The sequence below is a fragment of the Serratia sp. D1N4 genome, from assembly GCF_054552755.1.
Genome location: NZ_CM137274.1, coordinates 3,568,084 through 3,588,431, shown reverse-complemented (window position 1 = coordinate 3,588,431; position 20,348 = coordinate 3,568,084). Strand labels below are relative to the sequence as shown.

The following is a 20,348-nucleotide window of genomic DNA, read 5'->3' as shown; positions in this document are numbered from 1 at the left end:
GCTGAGATACGGTAAGGCTCTGGGAGCAACGTCAAATAATGGTGAATTGAGACGGTATTTGCGGTGTTCTATGGTTTATCGGCAAGAAAACTTTAAAAACGCAGGTGTATAACTTTACAAAAGTGGATTACACTCAAAAAGCCATTTTGGGGTAGTAGGGGGTATCTGCCTGATGAAACTCGAAATACATCTACCTGACGAAGAGAAATCCCCCAGCGTTGAATCATTCAATGTTGTAAAACAGGGTTCGCAGACTAATATATCTAAAACGCATGAGAAGGGGCTCTTAAATGCTTGTGCAGTAATGTATGCGTATTTGGGATGGTGAATCACATTTTCAGCATGGGCTATTTGCATGCATTGCATAGAATGCGAAGTCTAATCTTATAGGTATGGATGATGAGCAAATATGATGATGTTCAGCAGTTCAAAAATAAAATCAATATGAAAGATATTGATTATAAAGAATTTCCTAAGGACGATGGCTCATCGGCTCTGCACCGTTGGGCTATCGTTGAGCAGGTGGCTGAAGGGGGTAATGGTATTTCTTCTGGCATCGAGCGCAGCATGCAACCGACGCCGGTGAGCGCCACCGAATTCTCTCCTGCTCCGTCATTGAGTTTGAATCAACCCTCGCAGCCGAATGTTGCTCCAACCCAAAATCAAGCATTGCCTAGGCATGCTTCCCATGATTTTAAACAGACGATCCCTCCGGTTTCTGAGCCAAATAGATCTGAACAGTTTGCAGCACCGGTAGTCTCCTCTGCGCCGCCGTCTTCTCAACCGCTGGATACTAAACGTTTTAAAAAAATGTTCAGCAAGAAAACGCCTTCTGCTGGAAATACTGGCCGTGATACGTTACTCAAGCCACTTTTAGAGATGATTGCCTCATGCCGTTAGTCTGCGTTTGTTCTCCCAAGGGAGGGGTAGGGAAAACTACCGTTGCCGCTAATCTGGCTTATGCTTTGGCTCGTAGCGGCAGTAAGGTGTTAGTGGTGGATTTTGATTCGCAGAATGCCTTGCGCCTGCATTTTGGCGTACCTATTGCCGATAATCGCGGCTTTGTTGCTCAATCAGGAACTTTGTCTGATTGGAGTCAATTTATCCTCAAAGTCGGGCCAAACCTGTTTCTTTTACCCTGCGGTGAAGTGACAGAAAACGAGAGGATCCTGTTTGAGGATAACCTGATGAATGAACCGATGTTCATTCAGCGTGGCCTCAGCGCAGTACTTCAAATTCCAGATATGGTGGTGATTGCCGATATGCCTCCGGGCCGTAATGCTGCGCTAAAAGCCATGGAAGCAGTGGCAGACATGCGCATCTTTGTCCTGTTGGCCGATACTGCCTCTCTCAGCCTGCTGCCGCTTATCGAACAGCATAAGTTTATGAACAAACCGCTCAATAATAAAATGGGCGAGTATTATGTGGTTAATCAGAGTGATATGAGACGCACTCTGAGCAGGGACGTCACGCATTTTTTTGAGCAGCGCTTACAGAATAAATTGTTGGGCACGATTCATCGCGATGAGTGTGTACCTGAAGCCAACGCATCACAGCGCGCGATAATGGACATCAGTCCTGTTTCGGCGGCCGCATTCGATCTTGATCAAATTAGTAAAAAAGTAGCAGTTATTTTAGGGCTGAGTGTGGGAGATGGTTCTTATCATCATACTGCGTCTATTTATGGTTCTTAGTAAGGACAGTTTGGTCAGCTATGAATAAATTACTTTTTTCTTTCTTACTGCTGTTGGCCTTACCCTTGATTGTTCTTATTATCATTGTGCCAATGAGCAGTGATAATCAATACATCTTTGGTTTCATTTGTATCGCCATCGTATTTATTCTCGGGGTGAGTAAAAGTAAAAAAATCACCCTGATCATGATCGTCATGTCAACGCTGATGTCATTGCGTTACATATATTGGCGTGCGACAGAAACCCTGCATTTCAATTCGACCCTGGAAGCAGTGCTGGGGATCGCCTTGTTTATGACCGAGTTGTACGCTTTGGTTATTTTGCTGTTTGGCTATATACAGACCACCTGGTCATTAAAAAGAACCATTGAACCGTTGCCTGATGATGTTTCACTCTGGCCGACGGTGGATATTTATATTCCTACCTATAACGAAAGCATGGATGTGGTGCGTGATACGGTGCTGGCAGCACAGTGCATTGATTATCCCAAAGACAAGATGAAGATTTATGTGCTTGATGACGGTAAACGTAATGAGTTTGCCGTATTTTGCGCCGACGCTGGTGTGGGATATATCACCAGAAATGACAACAAGCATGCCAAAGCGGGCAACCTTAATAGTGCAATGAAGGTGACTCAGGGTGAATTGATTACGGTGTTTGACTGTGACCACGTAGCCACCCGGGCTTTTTTGCAGGCCACGGTTGGCAGCTTTTTGATTGATGGGCGCTTGGCACTGATCCAGACCCCGCACTATTTTTATTCGCCCGATCCTTTCGAGCGCAACTTATCTGAAGCGAGCAAAGTGCCTAACGAAGGGGCACTGTTTTACGGGCCGGTACAGCAAGGTAATGACAACTGGAACGCGACGTTCTTCTGCGGTTCCTGTGCGGTTATCCGCCGGACGGCGTTGGAGGAAGTGGGCGGATTTGCTGTTGAAACCGTTACCGAAGATGCCCATACTGCACTGAAAATGCAGCGTCTGGGATGGGGCTCGGCTTTCCTGGCACTTCCTCTGGCCGCGGGTCTGGCGACAGAGCGTCTGGGGCTGCATGTGGTACAGCGAACTCGCTGGGCGCGCGGAATGACGCAAATTTTCCGGGTAGACAATCCTCTATTTGGGCGCGGCCTGACCTGGCAGCAGCGTTTGTGTTATTTGAATGCCATGCTGCATTTTCAATACGGTTTGCCTAGGGTGATATTCTGTACCGCACCGTTGATTTATCTGTTGTTCAACCTGAACATTATTGCGTCATCGGCGGGATTAATTTTCGCTTACGTGTTACCTCATTTGGTGATGTCGATTTATATCAACTCCAGAGCAACGGGCCGATACCGTTATTCATTCTGGGGGGAAGTCTATGAAACCGTCATGTGTTTCCATCTGGTTATTCCTACCATGCTGGCGATGATTTCGCCAAAACATGGCAAGTTCAACGTAACGGATAAAGGGGCATTGCTGGACGATAACTATTTTGACTTCCATATTGTGCGGCCACACATTATTGCCGTATCGCTGCTGCTTTTGGGTGTCACATGGGGTGTTATTCGCCTGTTTATGCCCGAACACTATGGTGCAAACCCCCAGGTTATTATGCTGAATATCGGCTGGGCCAGTTTCAGTATGATTATACTGCTCGCTTCCATTGCGGTGGCGCGGGAAACACGCCAGGTCAGAAAAACTATCCGTGTTGATGCCACCATTCCTGCCGTTCTCCATTTTGCCAGCGGTGCAGCGATGCGTACCGAGACGCTGGATCTTTCAATGGGCGGGGTCAGGCTCAAAACTCCGGATGAGCGTTTTCTGGATGATCCCATTGAAGAAGTTGAGCTGGCCCTGAAATCTGGCGTCGTCTCTTTCCCGGTGGAAGTGATTGATGTCGATAAGTCGGTTACCCGGCTGATGTTTCAGGAACTGCCGATCGAAAAACGCCGAGAACTGGTGAGAGTGGTTCTGGCCAGGGCTGATGCCTGGATCCGTGATAAGCCCCATGCGCCCGATCGGCCATTGCGTTCATTCCTTGGGATCCTTCGCTGTATTTTTGAGTTGTTCTATTTCTCTTGGCAGGATCGCCGGGCAAAGAAACAGCGGCGTAAGAACCAGCCTGATGTAAAACAGAGCCAGGAAAAGGAACAAATAATATGAGTGTAGTGGGAAGAACGCTACCAACCGCCATGGTTCTGGCAAGCAGTCTGTTTTTGTGGTTCTGCCTGTCTGATTCATTGAAGGCGGCGGAACCTGTGGTTCCCGCTCCACCTAGCAGCGAAATTCAGGGCTTGCCGCTGTTACCCCGGCCGGTTGATCCCCCTGTTCAGCCAGAAGGGGTGCCGGAGAGTGGGGATCAAACCGCCGCAGAGAGCACTCCGGCTGATGGTTCTGCGGTACAACCCGCTCTAGCTCAAGCTGCTTTAAATCAGTCGGTTGAATCGACTATCAGCATTACCGACATGGGGCAACCGGCTGGATTAACGCTGAGCAACTGGCAGCCGCAATCGGGGATTACGTTTACCTTGCCGTTGGATTCGGTGGTGACCGCTGCCAACCTGTTGCTGGATATTGAAGTCTCACCTGCTTTGATGGAGGGGGATACCGAACTGCATCTGATGCTTAACGGGCAACCTCTGAGCCAGCATTTGCTGAACAAACTTCATCAGGCCAAAGTGACCTATAAAGTCTCTATCCCGGCAGCCATGGTAGTGGCGCATAACAATTTGAGTTTCAGTATTAAAAATAGCAATGACGCCGCCATGCTGTGTGAAAAAGGCGTCTCCAATAAATACTGGATAAAAGTGTTGCCGACCAGCCGTTTGCAGATGGAAGGTCAGGTGTTGAATATCGGCCAAAACCTTGGCCGTTTCCCGCGCCCATTTTTCGATCCCCAGGCTATGCAACCTTCGGTGGTGAATATCGTCTTCAGCCAGGCCAAAAGGCCAGAGGATGTCGGCGCAGCGGCGATGGTCAGTTCTTACCTGGGTATATTAACGCGTCATGACAATCTTGATTTTCAGGTATTACAGGATGCACTTCCTGAGCACAACGGGATTATTTTCGCCCGACCAGGGGAGCAGATTGGCGAATTGACGTTACCGCAGGCCGATGGCCCCACGCTTCAGGTTATCGATAATCCGCTGAACCCGGTTTATAAGCTGTTGCTGGTGATGGGGAATAGCAGCGCCGAGATGCGTCAGGCTGCCTACCGCCTGGTCAGCCAGCCGTTGCCAGAGAAAACGCCACTGTTGGCGGTGAAACCGGTGACGATCCCTTTGCGTCTTCCTTATGATGCCCCGCGTTGGATCAACACCACTCATCCGGTCAAATTTAGTGAGTTGGTGGCGGATGTTGATGAACTGACCGTCAGCGGTGTCTCTCATGACGCGGTGCGCATTGCTTTCCGCGCGGCACCGGACCTGTTTATCTGGGACGGCAGAAACGTCCCGCTGCAAATCAATTACCGTTTCCCTACCGATAGTTGGATTGATGAAAGTAAGTCACAGTTGAGTGCTACGCTGAACGGAACTTTTTTACGTAACTTGCCGGTAAATAAATCGGGGTTGCTGGAACTGCTGTGGCGCGAATTTGGTGGGGATACCCGCCAAGAGAGCTACAGCCTGCCTTTGCCACCCTATCTGATTTACGGCGATAACATGCTGGAGCTCTATTTTTCTATCGTGCCTAAAGATAGCTCCTCTTGTAATCCCGCAGACAGCGACAGCATCAAGAGCCGTATCGGCCCCGATTCTTACATTGATCTGAGTAAAACGTATCATTTCACCGAGCTGCCAAACCTTTCTTATTACGTTGGTGCCACCTTCCCATTCACCAGGCTGGCTGATTTTTCTCAGACCGTCCTGTTATTAGCTGAAAAACCGACTATAAATGAGATTCGGGCTTTGCTTAATCTGACGGCTCGGGCAGGCGCTGCCACCGGAAATGCCATCAGCAATGCCGACATCAGATTCGGGTTGAAAGGCAATGAAGTGGACGATCCTGAATTCAAGGGGCGGGATGTGCTGGTGGTGGCCTCGCTGGTCCAGTCAGCGTTTTATCAGCGGCTGCTGCAAAATGTGCCGTTTGCCCTCGATCCCAGTGGGGCGCTGACGGTTAAGCCACAGCCAATGAGGGAAAAACTGCAAGCCTACCTGAAAGGCAACTGGCAGACGCAAGGCATCGATGCGGATCGCTACCTGTCCTCACTCTCTGACTGGCGTGGTTTCTTCAGCTTCCGCTCCGCTTGGGATCCGCAGCGGGTGGTGGTGGTGGTCAGTGCTACCGATGATGGTGGGATGAGCAAGATTTATACTGACTTGAAATCATTGAAGATTAACGCCGGGATCCGTGGCGATCTGGCGGTGATTACCGATCAGAACGGCGTGAACAGTTTTCAGGTTGGCGCTCAGTTCCCTAGCGGCGAGCTTCCTTGGTATCTGATCTTGATCTGGTACGCCAGTAAACACGTGGTGCTTTTGTCTCTGGTTGGCTTAGTGATTTCCGTGGTGTTGGGGTTGAGTCTTTATGTTCTGTTAAGAAGACATGCAGCCAAACGTTTAGGGAGAGATGCAGAAGATGAAAATTAAAACATGTCTCGCCCCAGAGTTATACAGGAGCTGTCCATGGAGTATAACCAATTGAACTTATTGCTGAAAAAGAAACTGTACTCGGTCTCTTTGGCCGGTTTGACGGTATTCTCAGTCTCTGCGATGGCCGATGACAGCAATCCGGCGCTGAAAGCCCTCTTTGAACAGGCCGCATATTGGCATGATAAATCTCATGACGATCTGGCCCAGGGGGCTTTGCAGAAAGTTCTGCTGATGGATGAGAACAATACCGAGGCGATGTACCTGTTGTCTTTGTATGCCATGCAGGGCGGAGATAAGGCCAAGGCTGAACTATGGCGGAAGAAACTGGGCACTGTAGCGCCCAACGATCCGCGCCTGAAGGCGCTTGATGGCAATACTGTGGCCCAGTCGCCAGCGGCTAAGAATTTGTTGGCTCAGGCTCGGCAGTATGCGGCGAAGGGGAATTTCCCCCAGGCGATTGCCAGTTATCAGGCCATTTTTAATGGCAAAACCCCGTTAGACAACCTGGCCAATGAGTATTACCTCACTTTGGCGGGAACGCCTGCGGGCAGGCAGGAAGCGATTGATGGCCTGAAGCAGCGCCTGGCTTTGCAGCCCAGCGACTCTCAAACCCAGGTGGTGCTGGGGAAAGTCATGACTTATCAGGAGTCGACTCGCCGGGACGGGATAAATCTGCTGGCTACCATTGCTCCTACCAATGCTGATGCCGATCAGGGCTTGAAGCAGGCTCTGCTGTGGTTGGCACCGCAACCTTCTGATAAGCCACTGTACGATGCCTATCAGCAACGGCATCCGGCAGATAAAGCCGTTGCGGCCTATTACCAGCAGAATATTGCCGGAGCCGCGAAGAGTGCCGGGTACGCCGAACTGAATAAAGGGGAGTTGGGGGGAGCGAAGAGCCAATTCGAAAGTATTCTGGCCAGTGACCCTAATGACCGGGATGCCTTGGCAGGCATGGGGTTTACCGCTATGCGCAGCGGTGACTTCAGCCAAGCGGAGAGTTATCTCACTCAGGCAGCGAAACAGGGCGGCCCGCAAAGTGCACAGTGGAGCGCCTTAGCCCAGGATGCCAATCTCTATGGCTCATTAGCCAAAGCCAAGCAGGCGGTCAGTGCGGGTAGGCTGGACGAGGCTTTGGCTCTTACCGCGCCGCTGGTCAATGCTACGGGCGATAAAGGCAATGCCATTACGCTGTTCCGAGCGGACGTTTCCCGTAGAAAAGGGGATTTCGCGGCGGCAGAACAGGATTATCGCGGGTTGCTGGCGCAGAACCCGCAGAATAATGATGCGAAGCTGGGGCTCTATTATCTGTTACTGCAACAGCGTAACAAGACGAAAGAGGCAGAACTGGTTCTGCAGACGATCCCGGCCAATCTACGGCCTAAAGTTATGCAGGCGGTTGCGGGTGTTAACGTCGAGCCATTGCGTAAAGAGGCCGCCTTGGCGGTGCAGAGCAATGATGCCCCGCGTGCGCTGATGATTTTGCAACAGGCTTTGGAAAAACAGCCATCGAACGTTTGGGTACGTTTGGATATGGCGCGCATTCTGTATAAACAAGGGCAAGAGCTTCAGGCGCAAACCTTGATTTCCCCCATGATGCAGATGGGAGCCCCGACAGACGGGCTCTACGCTGCTGCCTTGTTTGCTTCTGAGCGCAATGACTGGCTGAACGTTTCTACGCTGATGGCGCGCATTCCGGCCTCGAAGCAGACTCGTGATATGCGGGAATTAGCCGCAGTGGCCTCCGTCAATCAGCAGCGTGCCACTGCCGAAAACTACCTTCGCCAGGGCAATACCGCCAGTGCAGCCGTGATCCTGCGCCAGATGGCGCAAAAGCCGCCAACTGAGCCGGCAGCGTTAGGGGAGTTGGCTAAAGATCTGATGGCGGTTGGTGATACCTCTACGGCGGTGCAACTGGTGCGTGAGAATATGCGCCGCGGGGTTAAAGGCAGCGCTGGCGATTATGCTGCTCAGATCGCGGTGCTTAATCAGGCCGGGTTAAGCCAGGAAGCCGATGCATGGTTGAACAATCCGGCATTGCTGGCAAAAAGTTCTACAAGAGAGATTGGTCAGTTACGCAGCGGTGGCGTGATCAATGAAGCCGATAAACTGCGTCTGCAAGGGCAATATGGTGCCGCCTATGACAAATTGATCGCGGCACTGCAGAGCGACCCGCAAAATGCCGACCTCATGTTAGCCATGGGGCGTCTCTATCAATCCGGTAAAATGAATAAGGAAGCCGGGCAGGTCTATAACTATCTACTGAGCCGCAACAGCCTGAATCAGGGAGCACGTGAAGGTGCTGCCGGTATTGCTTTGGCTGATGGGGACGTCAGCAAAGCTAAACAGTTGGTCGGTGGATTACCGGCGGTAAAAACATCAGATCAACTGCTGCTCGCCGCTCGCGTTGCCAATGCTGATGGCAATTACACGCAAGCCATGTCCCTTCTACGCGAAGCGAAAAGCCGCTTAAATGGCGTGAGCACCCAGGCAGGTAGCGGGCAGGCGGCAATGATCGGCGGGCTGAGAATGGCCGATAACCCCTTCGCCGGGCAGACATTTTCGCCATCCAACCTGAGCACTACACCTTCTGCCTATGGTGAGGTGTTACCTTGGCAGGTAGCGGCACCTGGCCTTGCTGGCAGTTACGCGACTGGCGCACCACGCTTACCGGGAACCATAGCCGTAGCCAAGAATCCTACGTTGCAGCAGATCGAGCAGTTAATGGATGAGGTGCAAAACAAAACGGCGACCTGGGTACAGGGAAATCTTGCGCTGCGTGATAACAGCAGCGGCGAGAGCGGGCTCAGTAATATTACGGAAATAAAAAGCCCAATCAGCGTGTCGGGTATGCCAATCGATAATGGGCGAGTCACCTTTAATGTGACCCCGGTGATGCTGAAGTCAGGCACCCCGTCTAACAGCGCCAATGTTCGCTTTGGTACCGGTGCTTTGCAACAGGCCAAGGCCGTAGAGGCGGCGACGCAGGCATCGATTATTGCCTCGCAGAATTCAATTGCCGCAGCGCAAGCAGCCGACCTGCGTTATCAGGAAATTCATGCAACGCGAGATCATCTGTGCTCGATCGACTCTACCTCGGCAGAATGTGATGCTGCGACGATTGCGCAGGAACAAGCCTATGCGGATAAGCAATTGCTTGATGGCCAGATCACTCAGCCGCAGAAATATAACCCTAATGACTTCTATGCTGATTCCCCAGGGCAACAGCAGGAAACCGGCGTTGAATTGGCGTTGGCTCTGAGCGGCGACAGTTACAAAGTGGATGTAGGCAGTACGCCTCTTGGTACAGGGATCAGTTCGGTCATTGGTGGCTTGAAGTGGTCGCCCAAAGTCGGTGCTCACTCAACGTTGGATATGACGATTGAGCGGCGGGCGGTTGCCGATAGCCTGCTCTCTTATGTTGGTACTGAGGATGTCATCACCGGCAAAAAATGGGGGGCAGTCACCAAGAACGGCGGTAGCCTGAATCTGGGATTCGATGATGGTACTGTCGGTGCTTATGGCGGGGCGGGTTATTACAGCTATATGGGTGATAATGTTGCCAGCAACAAAAGTATCAATGCGATTTTAGGGGCTTATATTCGCCCTTATAAAGATGATGAAGATGAGCTGAAAGTTGGCGTCAACGTCAATTATATGAACTTTGACAAGAACCTGAGTTATTTCAGCTATGGTCAGGGGGGATATTTCAGCCCGCAGGATTATATCAGTATCTCGCTGCCGGTTGAATTTACCAAGAAGCAGAATGATTTCACTTATATGCTGGGTGGAAACGTGGGTTATCAGTCTTATCACAGTAAAGAAAGCGAGTATTTCCCCAATGACCCTGATCTCCAGTCACAATTAGAGGGCTTAGTCAGCCAAGGCTATGGTAAAGAAGCCATGTATGCCGCTGAAGATAAAAGCGGTATTGGCTACAGTGTGAAAGCTGGGGGAACTTATAAGGTTACGCCAGCTATGTTGGTCGGAGGGCAGTTGGGTTATGACACTTTCGGCAGCTATTCCGAGAGCTCTGCTTTGCTCTATTTTAAATATCTGTTAGATGGGAAATAACCATGCAAGATATTAATAATGCGTCCTATGAACTCGATTATTATCGTCGCCAGCAGTTTAAGCCGGGTTGGCAAAGCCTGACAGACGTGATTTTCACTGGCATTTTTGCTTCTGCCGATGATGTGGATGGTCGCGATTTTCTACGTTTGATGGGGAGTCATCTGGCGGAGAAAACACCTTTACCCGATGCACAAACGGTGGGTGAACTTGAGGACGGTATCAATGCGGTGCTGGGCCATTTCGATTGGGGGATGGTACAGGTTGAGGCAAGTGAGCAGGAAATAGTGCTGACGCATTATGCTTATCCGCAGGCGCCGGAACCTGACAATGAGCCGATGTGGAACCTGTCTTTTGCGACCGTGCTGGAAGGGGCGTATGCAACCTGGTTGCAGGCTCAGGGCGGCGCGCCCCATGTTTCTCTGCGCCAAAGCCACCAATCTGAAGAGCGTACCTTGGTGTTTAGCTACAGAAATGGGCAATAAAGGTGAATGTTTTGGCGAAATATCCTCAGGGTTGGATCAGAATATTGGTTGTGCTGACAGGGTTATTGTTTTCCTTCTGCACCCTTGCAGAAGATAGCGGTTGGGCACAGTATAAACAGCGATTTTTATTACCTGATGGACGAGTGGTTGATACCGGCAATAATAACATCAGCCATACCGAAGGGCAGGGTTATGCCATGTTGCTGGCGGTATATAATAATGACCGGCAGGCTTTTGACAGTATGTGGCAATGGACTAATGCGACGTTGTACCGCAAAGATATCGGGCTGTTTTCCTGGCGTTATGAACCTGGCAAAGCCGTTCCAATAGCGGATAAAAACAATGCCACCGATGGCGATATTTTTATCGCCTGGGCATTGTTAGAGGCAGGGAAAAAATGGAATATCCAGGAGTATCTCAGGAGCTCTTCTGACATACAGCGGTCATTGCTGCGGAATACGCTGGTAAAATATGCCGGTTATAACGTTTTGCTGCCGGGCGTCACCGGTTTTAAGCAAGCTAACTCGATAACCGTGAATCCGTCCTATTTTGCTTTTCCAGCTTGGGAAGCATTTTACGAATACACGCATCTGCTGGTGTGGAAAAACCTGAGTGACGATGGCCTGGCTTTAATCAATAAAATGTCATTTGGTAAAGCGCGGATCCCGACGGATTGGGTCACATTATTTGCCGACGGGCGAGTGGCCCCGGCGAATGGCTGGCCGGCCCGTTTCGGGTTTGATGCGGTGCGCATTCCCTTATATATCCACTGGTATCAGGACAATAACCCGGCGCTCGCCCCTTTTGTCAGGTTCTGGCAGGGCTATGATCATCAAGCCGTTCCCGCTTGGGTTGATGTGATGAGCGGTGCGCGTGCCGGATATAACCAAAGCCCCGGCATGATGGCGGTCAGGGATCTGGTGTTGGGTGCCGGAGGACAATTAACCAACCGTTTGGCCGCTGACGAAGATTATTATTCTGCCAGCTTGTATCTGCTGACCTATTGGTCGGTGGCCAGCCAGCGTTAACTCTGCTGAGTGTTCAGCCTGTAATGGCAGCAGGCTGAACGCTGAGCTCTAGGGTTTACGTACATCCGGGCGCACCAGATCAAAGCGGTGTTGTTCGGAGATGCCGTAATAGGCAGTAGGGCCTCCGGCGCGCAGTACCGGCTGTGCGGCTGCGGTTTGGTAAACGCCATGTTCATCCAGCAGCGCCGGGTCAATATGCACCGCCACCACTTCCCCCAAGATCAGCCAGGTTTCGATGTTTCCCCCAGCGGCATTTTGCAACTGAATGCACTGCGTTAAGCGGCATTCAAAATTCACCGGGCTTTCCGCGACCAGCTCTGCTTTTACGCGTCGCCCAGGGATTGGCGTTAATCCGGCGAAGGCAAATTCGTCTTCACCGCGCGGCAATGACGCCGAGCTGTTGTTCATGGCCTCTGCCAATGGCCGCGTTGTCAGGTTCCACACAAACTCACCGGTTTCCACGATGTTGGCAACGCTGTCTTTCCAGCCGGTGCTGGCAAAACCGATGATTGGCGGGCGATAGTTGAAGCAGTTGAAGAAGCTGTAAGGGGCCAGATTGCGTTGGCCTGCGGCACTGAGGGAGGAAATCCAGCCAATCGGGCGTGGGCCGACGATGGCGTTCAGCGGATCGTGCGCCAAGCCATGGCCTGCGGCGGGTTCATAGTAATAACGCGGTGTGCTGCTCATAATCGCTCTTGTAGGGAGGGGGCAAGACTCCATTTTGACGTTTTTCACCCCGGCTGCAAGCGCCTTGCCGCTCTTTTTAGCGGGCTTTGTGCTATCTTACGCGCCAGAAAACCCTTTCAGAGAGCCCTCCACGGTGGAAAAAAAGAAAAGCTTCCCGCAGCAGAAAAGCGGCCTGCACCCGCGCAATCGCCATCGTTCACGCTATGATTTCCCGGCGTTGATTGCCAGTTGCCCGGCGCTGGAACCTTTTGTGAAACCCAATGCCTGGGGCGATATCTCGGTAGATTTCGCCGATCCGGCGGCGGTAAAAATGCTTAACCGGGCGTTGTTGCAGCATTTTTACGGCATTGAGCACTGGGACATTCCTGCCGACTATCTCTGCCCGCCAATTCCTGGGCGTGCCGACTACGTGCATCATCTGGCCGATCTGCTGGCAACCAGCAACGGGGGCGAGATCCCACGTGGCAAAGGGGTGGCAATCCTGGATGTCGGCGTCGGTGCCAACTGTATTTACCCTATTGTTGGCCAGCGCGAATACGGCTGGCGTTTTACTGGTTCGGAAACCGATCCGGTTTCTTTGAATGCAGCCAAAATGATTGTCGCCATGAACCCGACGCTGAAGAACACGGTACGCCTGCGTCAGCAAAAGCAGCCGGAGTTTATTTTCACCGGCATCATTGGCGTTGCGGAACGTTTTGATGCCACGCTGTGCAATCCGCCGTTTCATGGTTCTGAACAGGAAGCGCGCGCCAGTACGCGCCGCAAGCTGCACAAACTGGGCAAGGGGGAGGTGGCGGATAAACCGGTGCAAAACTTTGGCGGCAAGAATAATGAATTATGGTGCGAAGGTGGGGAAGAAGCCTTTGTGCGCAAGATGGTGGAAGAGAGCGTCAGCAAAGCGCAAAACTGCCTGTGGTTTACTTCGCTGATTTCCAAGAACACCACGTTACCGGCGATCTACGCTGCGCTAAAGCAGGCCGGGGCGGTTGAGGTACGCACCATCGAAATGGCTCAGGGGCAGAAGATCAGCCGCTTTGTGGCCTGGACCTTCCAGAACAGCGAGCAGCAAGCCGCTTGGGCGGCAGAACGTTGGTAATAAAAAAGCGGGCACGTTGAGTGCCCGCTGGTTTGCTGTAATCGATCAGGAAACGTGTTGCAGGAACTCGCGCAGGCGCGGGCTTGGTGGGTGGTTGATCAGATCGTGTGGGTTGCCATCTTCGGCGATTCGCCCTTTATCGATAAAGATCAGGCGTGAGGCCACTTTTTCAGCAAAGCCCACTTCGTGCGTGACGATCACCATCGTCATGCCTTCTTCTGCCAGATCCTGCATCACCTTCAACACTTCGTGGCGCAATTCCGGGTCGAGGGCCGAGGTAGGCTCATCGAACAACATCATTTTCGGCTTCACCGCCAACGCACGGGCAATTGCCACGCGCTGCTGCTGGCCGCCGGAAAGCTCGGAAGGGTAGTGGTGAGCACGCTCGGCCAACCCAACCTTCGCCAACAGTTCACGTGCCAGCTTTTCAGCATCGGCCTTTTTCAGACCACGTACGCGGGTCGGGCCGAAAGCCACGTTTTCCAGCGCGGTCAGATGCGGGAACAGGTAGAACTGTTGGAAAACCATGCCCGCTTCCTGGCGGATCAGGCGATCGTCCACTTTCGGATCGTTAACCTTCAGGCCATCGACGATCAATTCACCGCTGGTGATTTCTTCCAGCTTATTGATGCAGCGCAGCAGGGTGGATTTGCCGGAGCCGGAAGGCCCGATAATCACGACCACTTCGCCCTGGGTAATATTCAGGTCGATATTGTGCAGCACCTGGGTTGGGCCAAAGTGCTTGGAGACGTTTTTAAATTCAATCACAGGATTTTCATCCTTCTTTCCAGCCGACGCAGAACGAAGCTCAGCACCAGGGTAATAATCAGATAAATAACTGCCACGGCGCTCCAGATTTCCAGCGCGCGGAAGTTACCGGCAATAATCTCCTGGCCCTGACGGGTCAGTTCCGCCACGCCAATCACGATAAACAGCGACGTGTCCTTAATACTGATGATCCACTGGTTACCCAGCGGCGGCAGCATACGGCGCAGCGCCAGCGGCATGATCACATAGCGGATGGTTTCACGGCGCGACAGCCCCAGCGCCAAACCCGCTTCGCGGAAACCGCTGTGGATCGACAGCACCGCACCGCGAGTGATTTCCGCAATATAGGCACCGGAGTTGATCATGATGGTCACCACGGCGGCGCTGAGCGGATCAATGCGTAAATTGCTGAACGCCATCGGCAAGGCGAAGTAGATAAACATCACCTGTACCACAATCGGCGTACCGCGAATCACTTCAATGAACACCAGCGCCACGTGGTTGGCAATCCAACCGCCGTAGGTACGGGCAAAACCGGCAACCAGGCCGATGAACAGGCCACCAATCAGACCGAGGACCGAAATCCACAGGGTCATTTTGGCGCCTTCTAACAGAATGGGGATGGCAGGCCAGATGGCACTCCAATCGAACTGCATGGTATTTTCTCCCGGTGATCCCAAATGAGGGAATCAGATACAACAAAGCGCAGGGGTGGGTACACCTCCCCTGTGCTTAACTTAATGACTAACCAATTTAATCAATTATTTAGGCTCGGTACCAAACCATTTTTTGTAGATTTCGTTGTAGGTGCCGTTGTCACGCAGGGTTTTCAGCGCGGCGTTCACTTTTTCACGCAGCTCGTCGCTGCCTTTCGGGAATGCGATGCCATATTGCTGAGCTTCCAGCGATTCGCCTACGGTTTTGAACTTGCCAGCGCCAGCGGTTTTGATGAAGTACAGGATGTTTGGCGTGTCGTGCAATACGGCATCAGCACGCTGGGTACCCAGTTCCATATAGGCGTTGTCGATGTTCGGGAACTGACGCAGGTCTTTGGTTTTGATGTGCTGCTTGGCGTAATCCACTGAACCGGTACCGCTCTTCACCGCCACTACTTTGCCATCCAGATCGGCAATGCTTTTCACGCTATCGTTATTAGCATTAACCATCAACAGCAGGCCGCTCTTGTAATAGCCATCGGAGAAGTCGATCGCTTTCTTACGTTCGTCGGTGATGGTGATCCCGGCCAGAGCCAGATCGATATTCTTGGTTTGCAGCGCAGGAATGATGCCGCTGAAGTCCATTGGCTTCAGGGTGTAATCCAGCTTCAGCTCTTTGGCGATTGCGGCCCAAAGGTCGATATCAAAGCCAACATATTGGTCACCCTGCTTGAATTCGAATGGAACGAAAGCGGTGTCAGTGGCGACAACCAGTTTGTCTGCGGCGTGGGAGCTTACGGCGAAGGCCAGGGAAAGTGCGGCCAGGGAAACTTTAAAAATTGACTTCATGAGAGGAATTCCTGTACAGGTTGCGGATTACCCATTTTTTATGTTGCATTTAGTGCTATGGAAGAATCGTGCCAAGTTTGCAATCATTTCAAAAACAAATGGTTATGTCGTAATATTATATCCAGAAGGATATATCTTATTATTATGCACCATTATTGGGCACCAAAAAGGTGCAATGTAACTACTATGGTGCGCCGGGCTATCATTAACCAAAGAATGGGTGTGAAACAACCTATAATTAACAGTTATGCTTCAATATTGATAACTAACTCTAACTTTGCCCCTGCAACATGTTTATCTCTGGTGCAGGAATGTTCGAACCGCACGGCAAATGGGATCGGATATAGCCGCCCACCTTTCAGTGTAATGTGGGTTGTTTATTATACAATCCAGGCTTCAGATAAAAGAAAAGCCAGCGGAAAATGGCCCACAAGTGCTTATTCTCGCGTGGTATTTTCCTTTGTGGATCCATATTGATAGCGAATGACCACTCCGATAAAATTTCCTGCCCTCCAACAAGCAGGCCAAAGAGATGAAAGTTAACGTAGTGGGCACCAGCGGCAGTGGTAAAAGCACCGTGGCGCGTCAGTTGGCGCAAAAACTGGCGGTGCCTTATATCGAAATGGACAGGCTCTACTGGCGGCCTGACTGGCAAGGGACACACGGCGACGAGTTTCTGGCGCGGGTTAACGCGGCGTTGGCAGAAGCCGCTGCGGGCTGGGTGCTTGATGGCAACTATACCCGCACCAAAGCGATCAAGTGGCGCGAAGTCGACTGGGTGGTCTGGGTGGATTACGGTTTCTGTCGCACGCTGTGGCAAGCCGTGCGCCGAGCGATACTGCGGTCTTGGCGGCAGACTGAATTGTGGCCTGGAACCGGAAACTGCGAGAGTTTCCGTCGTTCCTTCTTCAGCCGGGAATCGATCCTCTGGTGGACGTTAAAGACCTATCACCGAAATCGTAGAAAGTATCTGGCTGAAATGCAGGATACCGGTAACCGCCGCATTCGTTTTATCCGCCTGCGCTCACCTGCTGAAACGGCCACCTTTCTCGCTAACCTACCTTAATTGGCTTTATCGTTTCAGCTTTAGCTGAGCGCTTTCATTACACCGCTTGCTCTAGCTGAAATACTTCAGCTTTCTTGCGTGACAATCACGATCAAAATCAAATTATTCTGCAAGTATAAAAATCATTTCACTAGTAAACGTGATAGTGGCTAAAAAATTCACGTTATCCATAAACGCACCATGGGAAAAGTGACCCATCTCGCATTTTAATCTGAGCATAAAATCTACTTTGTAACGGCATTAGCTAAAACCATTCAGCTAGACAAAAAGGATTGATAAATGAAAAAGCTTGTTGCAGTTGCGATTGCTATCTCTTTGATTTCTGGATATGCCGGTGCACAGACTATCGTGTTGACCGACGGTGAAAACGGTATTGAATTGGGCAACTGGCAGATAAACAGCCAGAAGCTGAACATTCCGGGGCCAAGCTTCAGCTTACAGCAGCAAGTATTGCATGGTGGCAAGCAGGAAGGCTCCAAGGTGATCACTCTGACTAGCCCTGGGTTGACCATTGCTCTCAGCCCGACACGCGGTATGGATATCTTGCACGTGAACGGCTCAGGCGTCAGGTTGGGGTGGGATTCACCGGTGGATGAGGTGGTCAACCCGGCCTATATCAACCTGGAAAGCCGTAATGGCTTGGGTTGGCTAGACGGTTTCAACGAAATGATGGTGCGTTGCGGTTATGAATGGACCGGGCACCCAGGCGTGGAGAACGGCACGCTGTACACGCTGCATGGCCGTGCCGGTAATACTCCAGCCTCGAAAGTAGTGGTGGAGATTGGCGAAAAAGCGCCTTATGAAGTTCGCATTCGCGGTTTGCTGAAGGAGAATACCTTCAAGAAAAGCAATTTAGAAACCTGGACTGAATTGCGCTATGTACCCGGAACCCAACAGTTCACGGTTCACGATCGCCTGACCAACCGCGCCGACTATCCACGTGATTACCAGATCATTTATCACAGCAACTTCGGGAAACCTTTGCTGGAGCAAGGGGCGACATTTAGCGCGGCAATCAAAGAGATCTCACCGTTTAATGATTATGCCAAGAGTGGCCTGAAGGATTGGCATACCTATCTGGGGCCGACCAAAGGCTTCGACGAAATGGTGTTCAATATCGTGCCGTACGCCGATGCTCAGGGGAAAACCCTGGCGATGATGAACAACAAGAATGGCGATCGCGGCGTGGCAATTGGTTTTGATACCCACCAACTGCCGGTGCTGACGTTGTGGAAAAATACCGATGCCGATCGTCAAGGCTATGTGACCGGTATTGAACCGGGCACCAGCTATGCCTATCCGGTAAAAATTGAGCGTGAGCAGGGGCGCATCAAACAGTTGCAGCCGGGGCAGAGCACCGATTTCGAACTGACCTACACCTTGCTGAACAGTGCTGAAAAGGTGAAAGAGTACCAGAACAAGATCAAAACGTTGCAGGGCGATCGTGAGGTGAAACTGGTGGAAACCCCGATTGCTGTCGAGTAATTTCCAAAGGGGAGTGAGCCGGCCAACCGACCGGCTCAATACCGCTACAGCAGTAACTCGTAATGCACTTTCACCACCACTTTCTTGATGTTTTTTGCCCCATGCACCTGGCATCCGGGCTTATGCGGTTCCAGCGGGAAGAAAATCACATACATACCGGGGGTGAGGTTTAAAATTTGCGGGCTGCGTTTGATGTCCAGCATTTGCAGGTCTTTACTGGCATCGTAGGGGTCATCGCTATCCCAACTGCCTGGCAGACCATAGTCAATCCTTTCCTCGCCACCGATCAGAATTTGAATGTCCAGATACTCCTGGTGAATCTCTGCGCGTTTGCTTTCAGCGGGTTCTGTCACTACTTCCATCACATTCATAAAAACGCGGTCGCCATCGATCTCGTGCCGCCCCAGCGCTAGGCCGGGTAAGTCGTATTGGCGAACGGTATTGAGGATATTGGCTAAAACGGGTGAAAGGCCGCGTCCAAAGCGGGGATTGTACAAACTACCGTATATCATCCTGATTCTCCGTAATGAATTATACCCTCCCTTCTCTAAGCTGCGGCGTCGTTGTTGTTGGCGCAACTTGCAAGCTCTTGGGCATATAACGTAATGAAATTAGAAAATTACCACAAAGGTCCTGCTGCAAGTATGTCCATTGTCAAATTCAAAAACAGTTAAGCCGATTGCAATCATGCAACAGAATCAGGATTTATTTTCCCGCAGCAAAAGGTTAAGAGAGGCTCTCAATCTGCGGCTTGGGTTTAATGGTCAAGGTCGCACCTATTGAAGCGGCAATAATGGCGGCCAGTGCCAGCCATTGCACATTGGTGAGATGCTCGTTGAGAAAGATCATGCCCGAAAGCGCGGCCAACGCGGGTTCCAGGCTCATCAGCGTACCAAAGGTGCGTGCAGGGATTCTTGGTAGCGCGATAATTTCCAGCGAATAAGGTAGTGCGGTAGAGAGAATGGCTACGGCTAGCGCCACAGGCAGAATATCCACGTTCAGCAGCGCGCTACCGGCCTGCCAGGCACCGATTGGGCAAAACACGATGGCCGCGACTAACGACCCGACAGCCACGGTGCCAGGCCCGTGATCTCCCCCGGCTCTCTGGCCGAAGATAATGTATACCGCCCAACAGGCACCGGCACCCAGAGCGCATGCGGCACCGAGGAGATCGATACTGCCCATGTCGTGGCCGAACGGCAACAGGAACGCCAGGCCGATAACCGCCAGTGCCACCCAGACAAAATCCACAGGGCGGCGTGAAGAAAACATCGCCACCGCCAGCGGGCCGGTAAACTCCAGCGCCACGGCGATGCCGAGCGGAACTGTGCGCAGGGAAAGGTAAAACAGGTAATTCATTGCGCCCAGCGACAGGCCATAGATCAACAACGGTAGACGGCTGCCGGCAGCAAAACGCATCCGCCAAGGGCGGAAGATGATAAACAGAATCAACGTACCGATGCCCAGGCGCAGGGTGGTGATCCCTTCGGCACCCACCAGCGGGAACAGGCTTTTCGCCAGCGAAGCACCGCTCTGGATCGAAATCATCGCGATGATAAGCAAGCAAACAGGCAGCAGCGTGGAAGACGCTTTAGCAGTGGCAGAAGAAGACATCCATTCAAGCCTTGTGGGGGCTTCCCAACTCTTGAGAAAGCATAACGAAAACAGGTGAGCGTAAGTGTAAATGAATTGGTGTCGAGGTGTCTGAGAAAAGCATGTTATCGCAGTGAAACTGTCAAAATTTTGCACAGAGATTGAGCTAATGTGTAAGAAATAACCTCACCTCAAACGTTTTATCACGATTGAATAGGTGATTTTTGTCACAAAAACGCGTAGGATGCGATTGAAAATATAGGCAAATTAAACGTATGCAGTGTTCTTGTAATT

Annotated in this window: 16 protein-coding genes; 10 read left to right on the top strand and 6 right to left on the bottom strand. The window is 51.6% G+C overall.

All coding sequences use genetic code 11. From position 1 onward, the window contains the following. Positions 1-396: 396 nt before the first annotated feature. Genes ACX1CU_RS15965 through ACX1CU_RS15935 form a run of 7 tightly spaced genes read left to right on the top strand, consistent with a single transcriptional unit; the run spans position 397 to position 11,854 of the window. Positions 397-900, top strand: a complete 504-nt coding sequence (locus ACX1CU_RS15965) for a hypothetical protein (RefSeq protein WP_459399252.1) — start codon at positions 397-399, stop codon at positions 898-900. Beyond that, a complete protein-coding gene (gene bcsQ / locus ACX1CU_RS15960) occupies positions 891-1,694 on the top strand; it encodes a cellulose biosynthesis protein BcsQ (protein WP_459399251.1) in 804 nt (267 codons plus the stop codon). Before ACX1CU_RS15965 ends, bcsQ begins: the two co-directional genes overlap by 10 nt. Before the next feature lie 20 nt (positions 1,695-1,714). Beyond that, complete coding sequence (gene bcsA, locus ACX1CU_RS15955) at positions 1,715-3,838, top strand: UDP-forming cellulose synthase catalytic subunit (RefSeq protein ID WP_459399250.1); 2,124 nt, start codon at positions 1,715-1,717, stop codon at positions 3,836-3,838. Then, positions 3,835-6,267, top strand: coding sequence for a cellulose biosynthesis cyclic di-GMP-binding regulatory protein BcsB (gene bcsB, locus ACX1CU_RS15950; RefSeq protein ID WP_459399249.1), 2,433 nt, complete (start codon positions 3,835-3,837; stop codon positions 6,265-6,267). Before bcsA ends, bcsB begins: the two co-directional genes overlap by 4 nt. 36 nt (positions 6,268-6,303) lie before the next feature. After that, positions 6,304-10,344 (top strand): cellulose biosynthesis protein BcsC, encoded by a 4,041-nt coding sequence (locus ACX1CU_RS15945; protein WP_459399248.1) that lies wholly within the window; start codon positions 6,304-6,306, stop codon positions 10,342-10,344. 2 nt (positions 10,345-10,346) lie between these two features. Continuing rightward, the gene (bcsD, locus tag ACX1CU_RS15940) at positions 10,347-10,826 is read left to right on the top strand and encodes a cellulose biosynthesis protein BcsD (RefSeq protein ID WP_459399247.1); all 480 of its coding nucleotides are present in this window, start codon (positions 10,347-10,349) and stop codon (positions 10,824-10,826) included. 11 nt (positions 10,827-10,837) lie between these two features. Further along, the gene (locus ACX1CU_RS15935) at positions 10,838-11,854 is read left to right on the top strand and encodes a glycosyl hydrolase family 8 (RefSeq protein ID WP_459399246.1); all 1,017 of its coding nucleotides are present in this window, start codon (positions 10,838-10,840) and stop codon (positions 11,852-11,854) included. A 48-nt stretch (positions 11,855-11,902) separates the two neighbouring features. On the opposite strand, the gene ACX1CU_RS15930 is transcribed toward ACX1CU_RS15935, so the two are convergent. Beyond that, positions 11,903-12,541 (bottom strand): flavin reductase family protein, encoded by a 639-nt coding sequence (locus tag ACX1CU_RS15930; RefSeq protein WP_459399245.1) that lies wholly within the window; start codon positions 12,539-12,541, stop codon positions 11,903-11,905. A gap of 133 nt (positions 12,542-12,674) precedes the next feature. Here ACX1CU_RS15930 and rlmF point away from each other — a divergent pair, with 133 nt between their 5' ends. Beyond that, complete coding sequence (gene rlmF, locus ACX1CU_RS15925) at positions 12,675-13,637, top strand: 23S rRNA (adenine(1618)-N(6))-methyltransferase RlmF (protein ID WP_459399244.1); 963 nt, start codon at positions 12,675-12,677, stop codon at positions 13,635-13,637. A gap of 45 nt (positions 13,638-13,682) precedes the next feature. Here rlmF and glnQ read toward each other — a convergent pair whose 3' ends face one another. From glnQ to glnH, 3 genes are all read right to left on the bottom strand, one after another. Further along, complete coding sequence (gene glnQ / locus ACX1CU_RS15920; protein ID WP_459399243.1) at positions 13,683-14,405, bottom strand: glutamine ABC transporter ATP-binding protein GlnQ; 723 nt, start codon at positions 14,403-14,405, stop codon at positions 13,683-13,685. Next, entirely contained in the window at positions 14,402-15,061 is a 660-nt protein-coding gene (gene glnP / locus ACX1CU_RS15915) for a glutamine ABC transporter permease GlnP (RefSeq protein ID WP_459399242.1), read from the bottom strand. Before glnP ends, glnQ begins: the two co-directional genes overlap by 4 nt. 105 nt (positions 15,062-15,166) lie before the next feature. Beyond that, on the bottom strand, positions 15,167-15,910 hold the full coding sequence (gene glnH, locus ACX1CU_RS15910) for a glutamine ABC transporter substrate-binding protein GlnH (protein WP_459399241.1): 744 nt from the start codon (positions 15,908-15,910) through the stop codon (positions 15,167-15,169). A 532-nt stretch (positions 15,911-16,442) separates the two neighbouring features. On the opposite strand from glnH, the gene ACX1CU_RS15905 reads away from it, so the two are divergent. Continuing rightward, positions 16,443-16,976, top strand: a complete 534-nt coding sequence (locus ACX1CU_RS15905; RefSeq protein WP_459399240.1) for a shikimate kinase — start codon at positions 16,443-16,445, stop codon at positions 16,974-16,976. Between the two features lie 279 nt (positions 16,977-17,255). Then, positions 17,256-18,461 carry an aldose 1-epimerase family protein gene (locus ACX1CU_RS15900; RefSeq protein ID WP_459399239.1) on the top strand — a complete coding sequence of 402 codons (1,206 nt, stop codon included), beginning with the start codon at positions 17,256-17,258 and terminating at the stop codon, positions 18,459-18,461. A gap of 44 nt (positions 18,462-18,505) precedes the next feature. On the opposite strand, the gene nanQ is transcribed toward ACX1CU_RS15900, so the two are convergent. Both nanQ and rhtA read right to left on the bottom strand, forming a co-directional pair. Continuing rightward, positions 18,506-18,973 (bottom strand): N-acetylneuraminate anomerase, encoded by a 468-nt coding sequence (gene nanQ, locus ACX1CU_RS15895; protein ID WP_459399238.1) that lies wholly within the window; start codon positions 18,971-18,973, stop codon positions 18,506-18,508. Between the two features lie 214 nt (positions 18,974-19,187). Further along, positions 19,188-20,075 carry a threonine/homoserine exporter RhtA gene (gene rhtA, locus ACX1CU_RS15890; protein WP_459399237.1) on the bottom strand — a complete coding sequence of 296 codons (888 nt, stop codon included), beginning with the start codon at positions 20,073-20,075 and terminating at the stop codon, positions 19,188-19,190. Positions 20,076-20,348: the final 273 nt, after the last annotated feature.

What these genes read in the sequence shown, in the direction of transcription:
- ACX1CU_RS15965 (WP_459399252.1), top strand. Translation starts at nt 397, where the DNA reads ATGATGAGCAAATATGATGATGTTCAGCAGTTCAAAAATAAAATCAAT.
- glnH (WP_459399241.1), bottom strand. Translation starts at nt 15,910, where the DNA reads ATGAAGTCAATTTTTAAAGTTTCCCTGGCCGCACTTTCCCTGGCCTTC.
- ACX1CU_RS15905 (WP_459399240.1), top strand. Translation starts at nt 16,443, where the DNA reads ATGAAAGTTAACGTAGTGGGCACCAGCGGCAGTGGTAAAAGCACCGTG.
- ACX1CU_RS15930 (WP_459399245.1), bottom strand. Translation starts at nt 12,541, where the DNA reads ATGAGCAGCACACCGCGTTATTACTATGAACCCGCCGCAGGCCATGGC.
- glnP (WP_459399242.1), bottom strand. Translation starts at nt 15,061, where the DNA reads ATGCAGTTCGATTGGAGTGCCATCTGGCCTGCCATCCCCATTCTGTTA.
- nanQ (WP_459399238.1), bottom strand. Translation starts at nt 18,973, where the DNA reads ATGATATACGGTAGTTTGTACAATCCCCGCTTTGGACGCGGCCTTTCA.
- ACX1CU_RS15945 (WP_459399248.1), top strand. Translation starts at nt 6,304, where the DNA reads ATGGAGTATAACCAATTGAACTTATTGCTGAAAAAGAAACTGTACTCG.
- bcsB (WP_459399249.1), top strand. Translation starts at nt 3,835, where the DNA reads ATGAGTGTAGTGGGAAGAACGCTACCAACCGCCATGGTTCTGGCAAGC.
- rhtA (WP_459399237.1), bottom strand. Translation starts at nt 20,075, where the DNA reads ATGTCTTCTTCTGCCACTGCTAAAGCGTCTTCCACGCTGCTGCCTGTT.
- bcsD (WP_459399247.1), top strand. Translation starts at nt 10,347, where the DNA reads ATGCAAGATATTAATAATGCGTCCTATGAACTCGATTATTATCGTCGC.
- bcsQ (WP_459399251.1), top strand. Translation starts at nt 891, where the DNA reads ATGCCGTTAGTCTGCGTTTGTTCTCCCAAGGGAGGGGTAGGGAAAACT.
- bcsA (WP_459399250.1), top strand. Translation starts at nt 1,715, where the DNA reads ATGAATAAATTACTTTTTTCTTTCTTACTGCTGTTGGCCTTACCCTTG.
- ACX1CU_RS15900 (WP_459399239.1), top strand. Translation starts at nt 17,256, where the DNA reads ATGAAAAAGCTTGTTGCAGTTGCGATTGCTATCTCTTTGATTTCTGGA.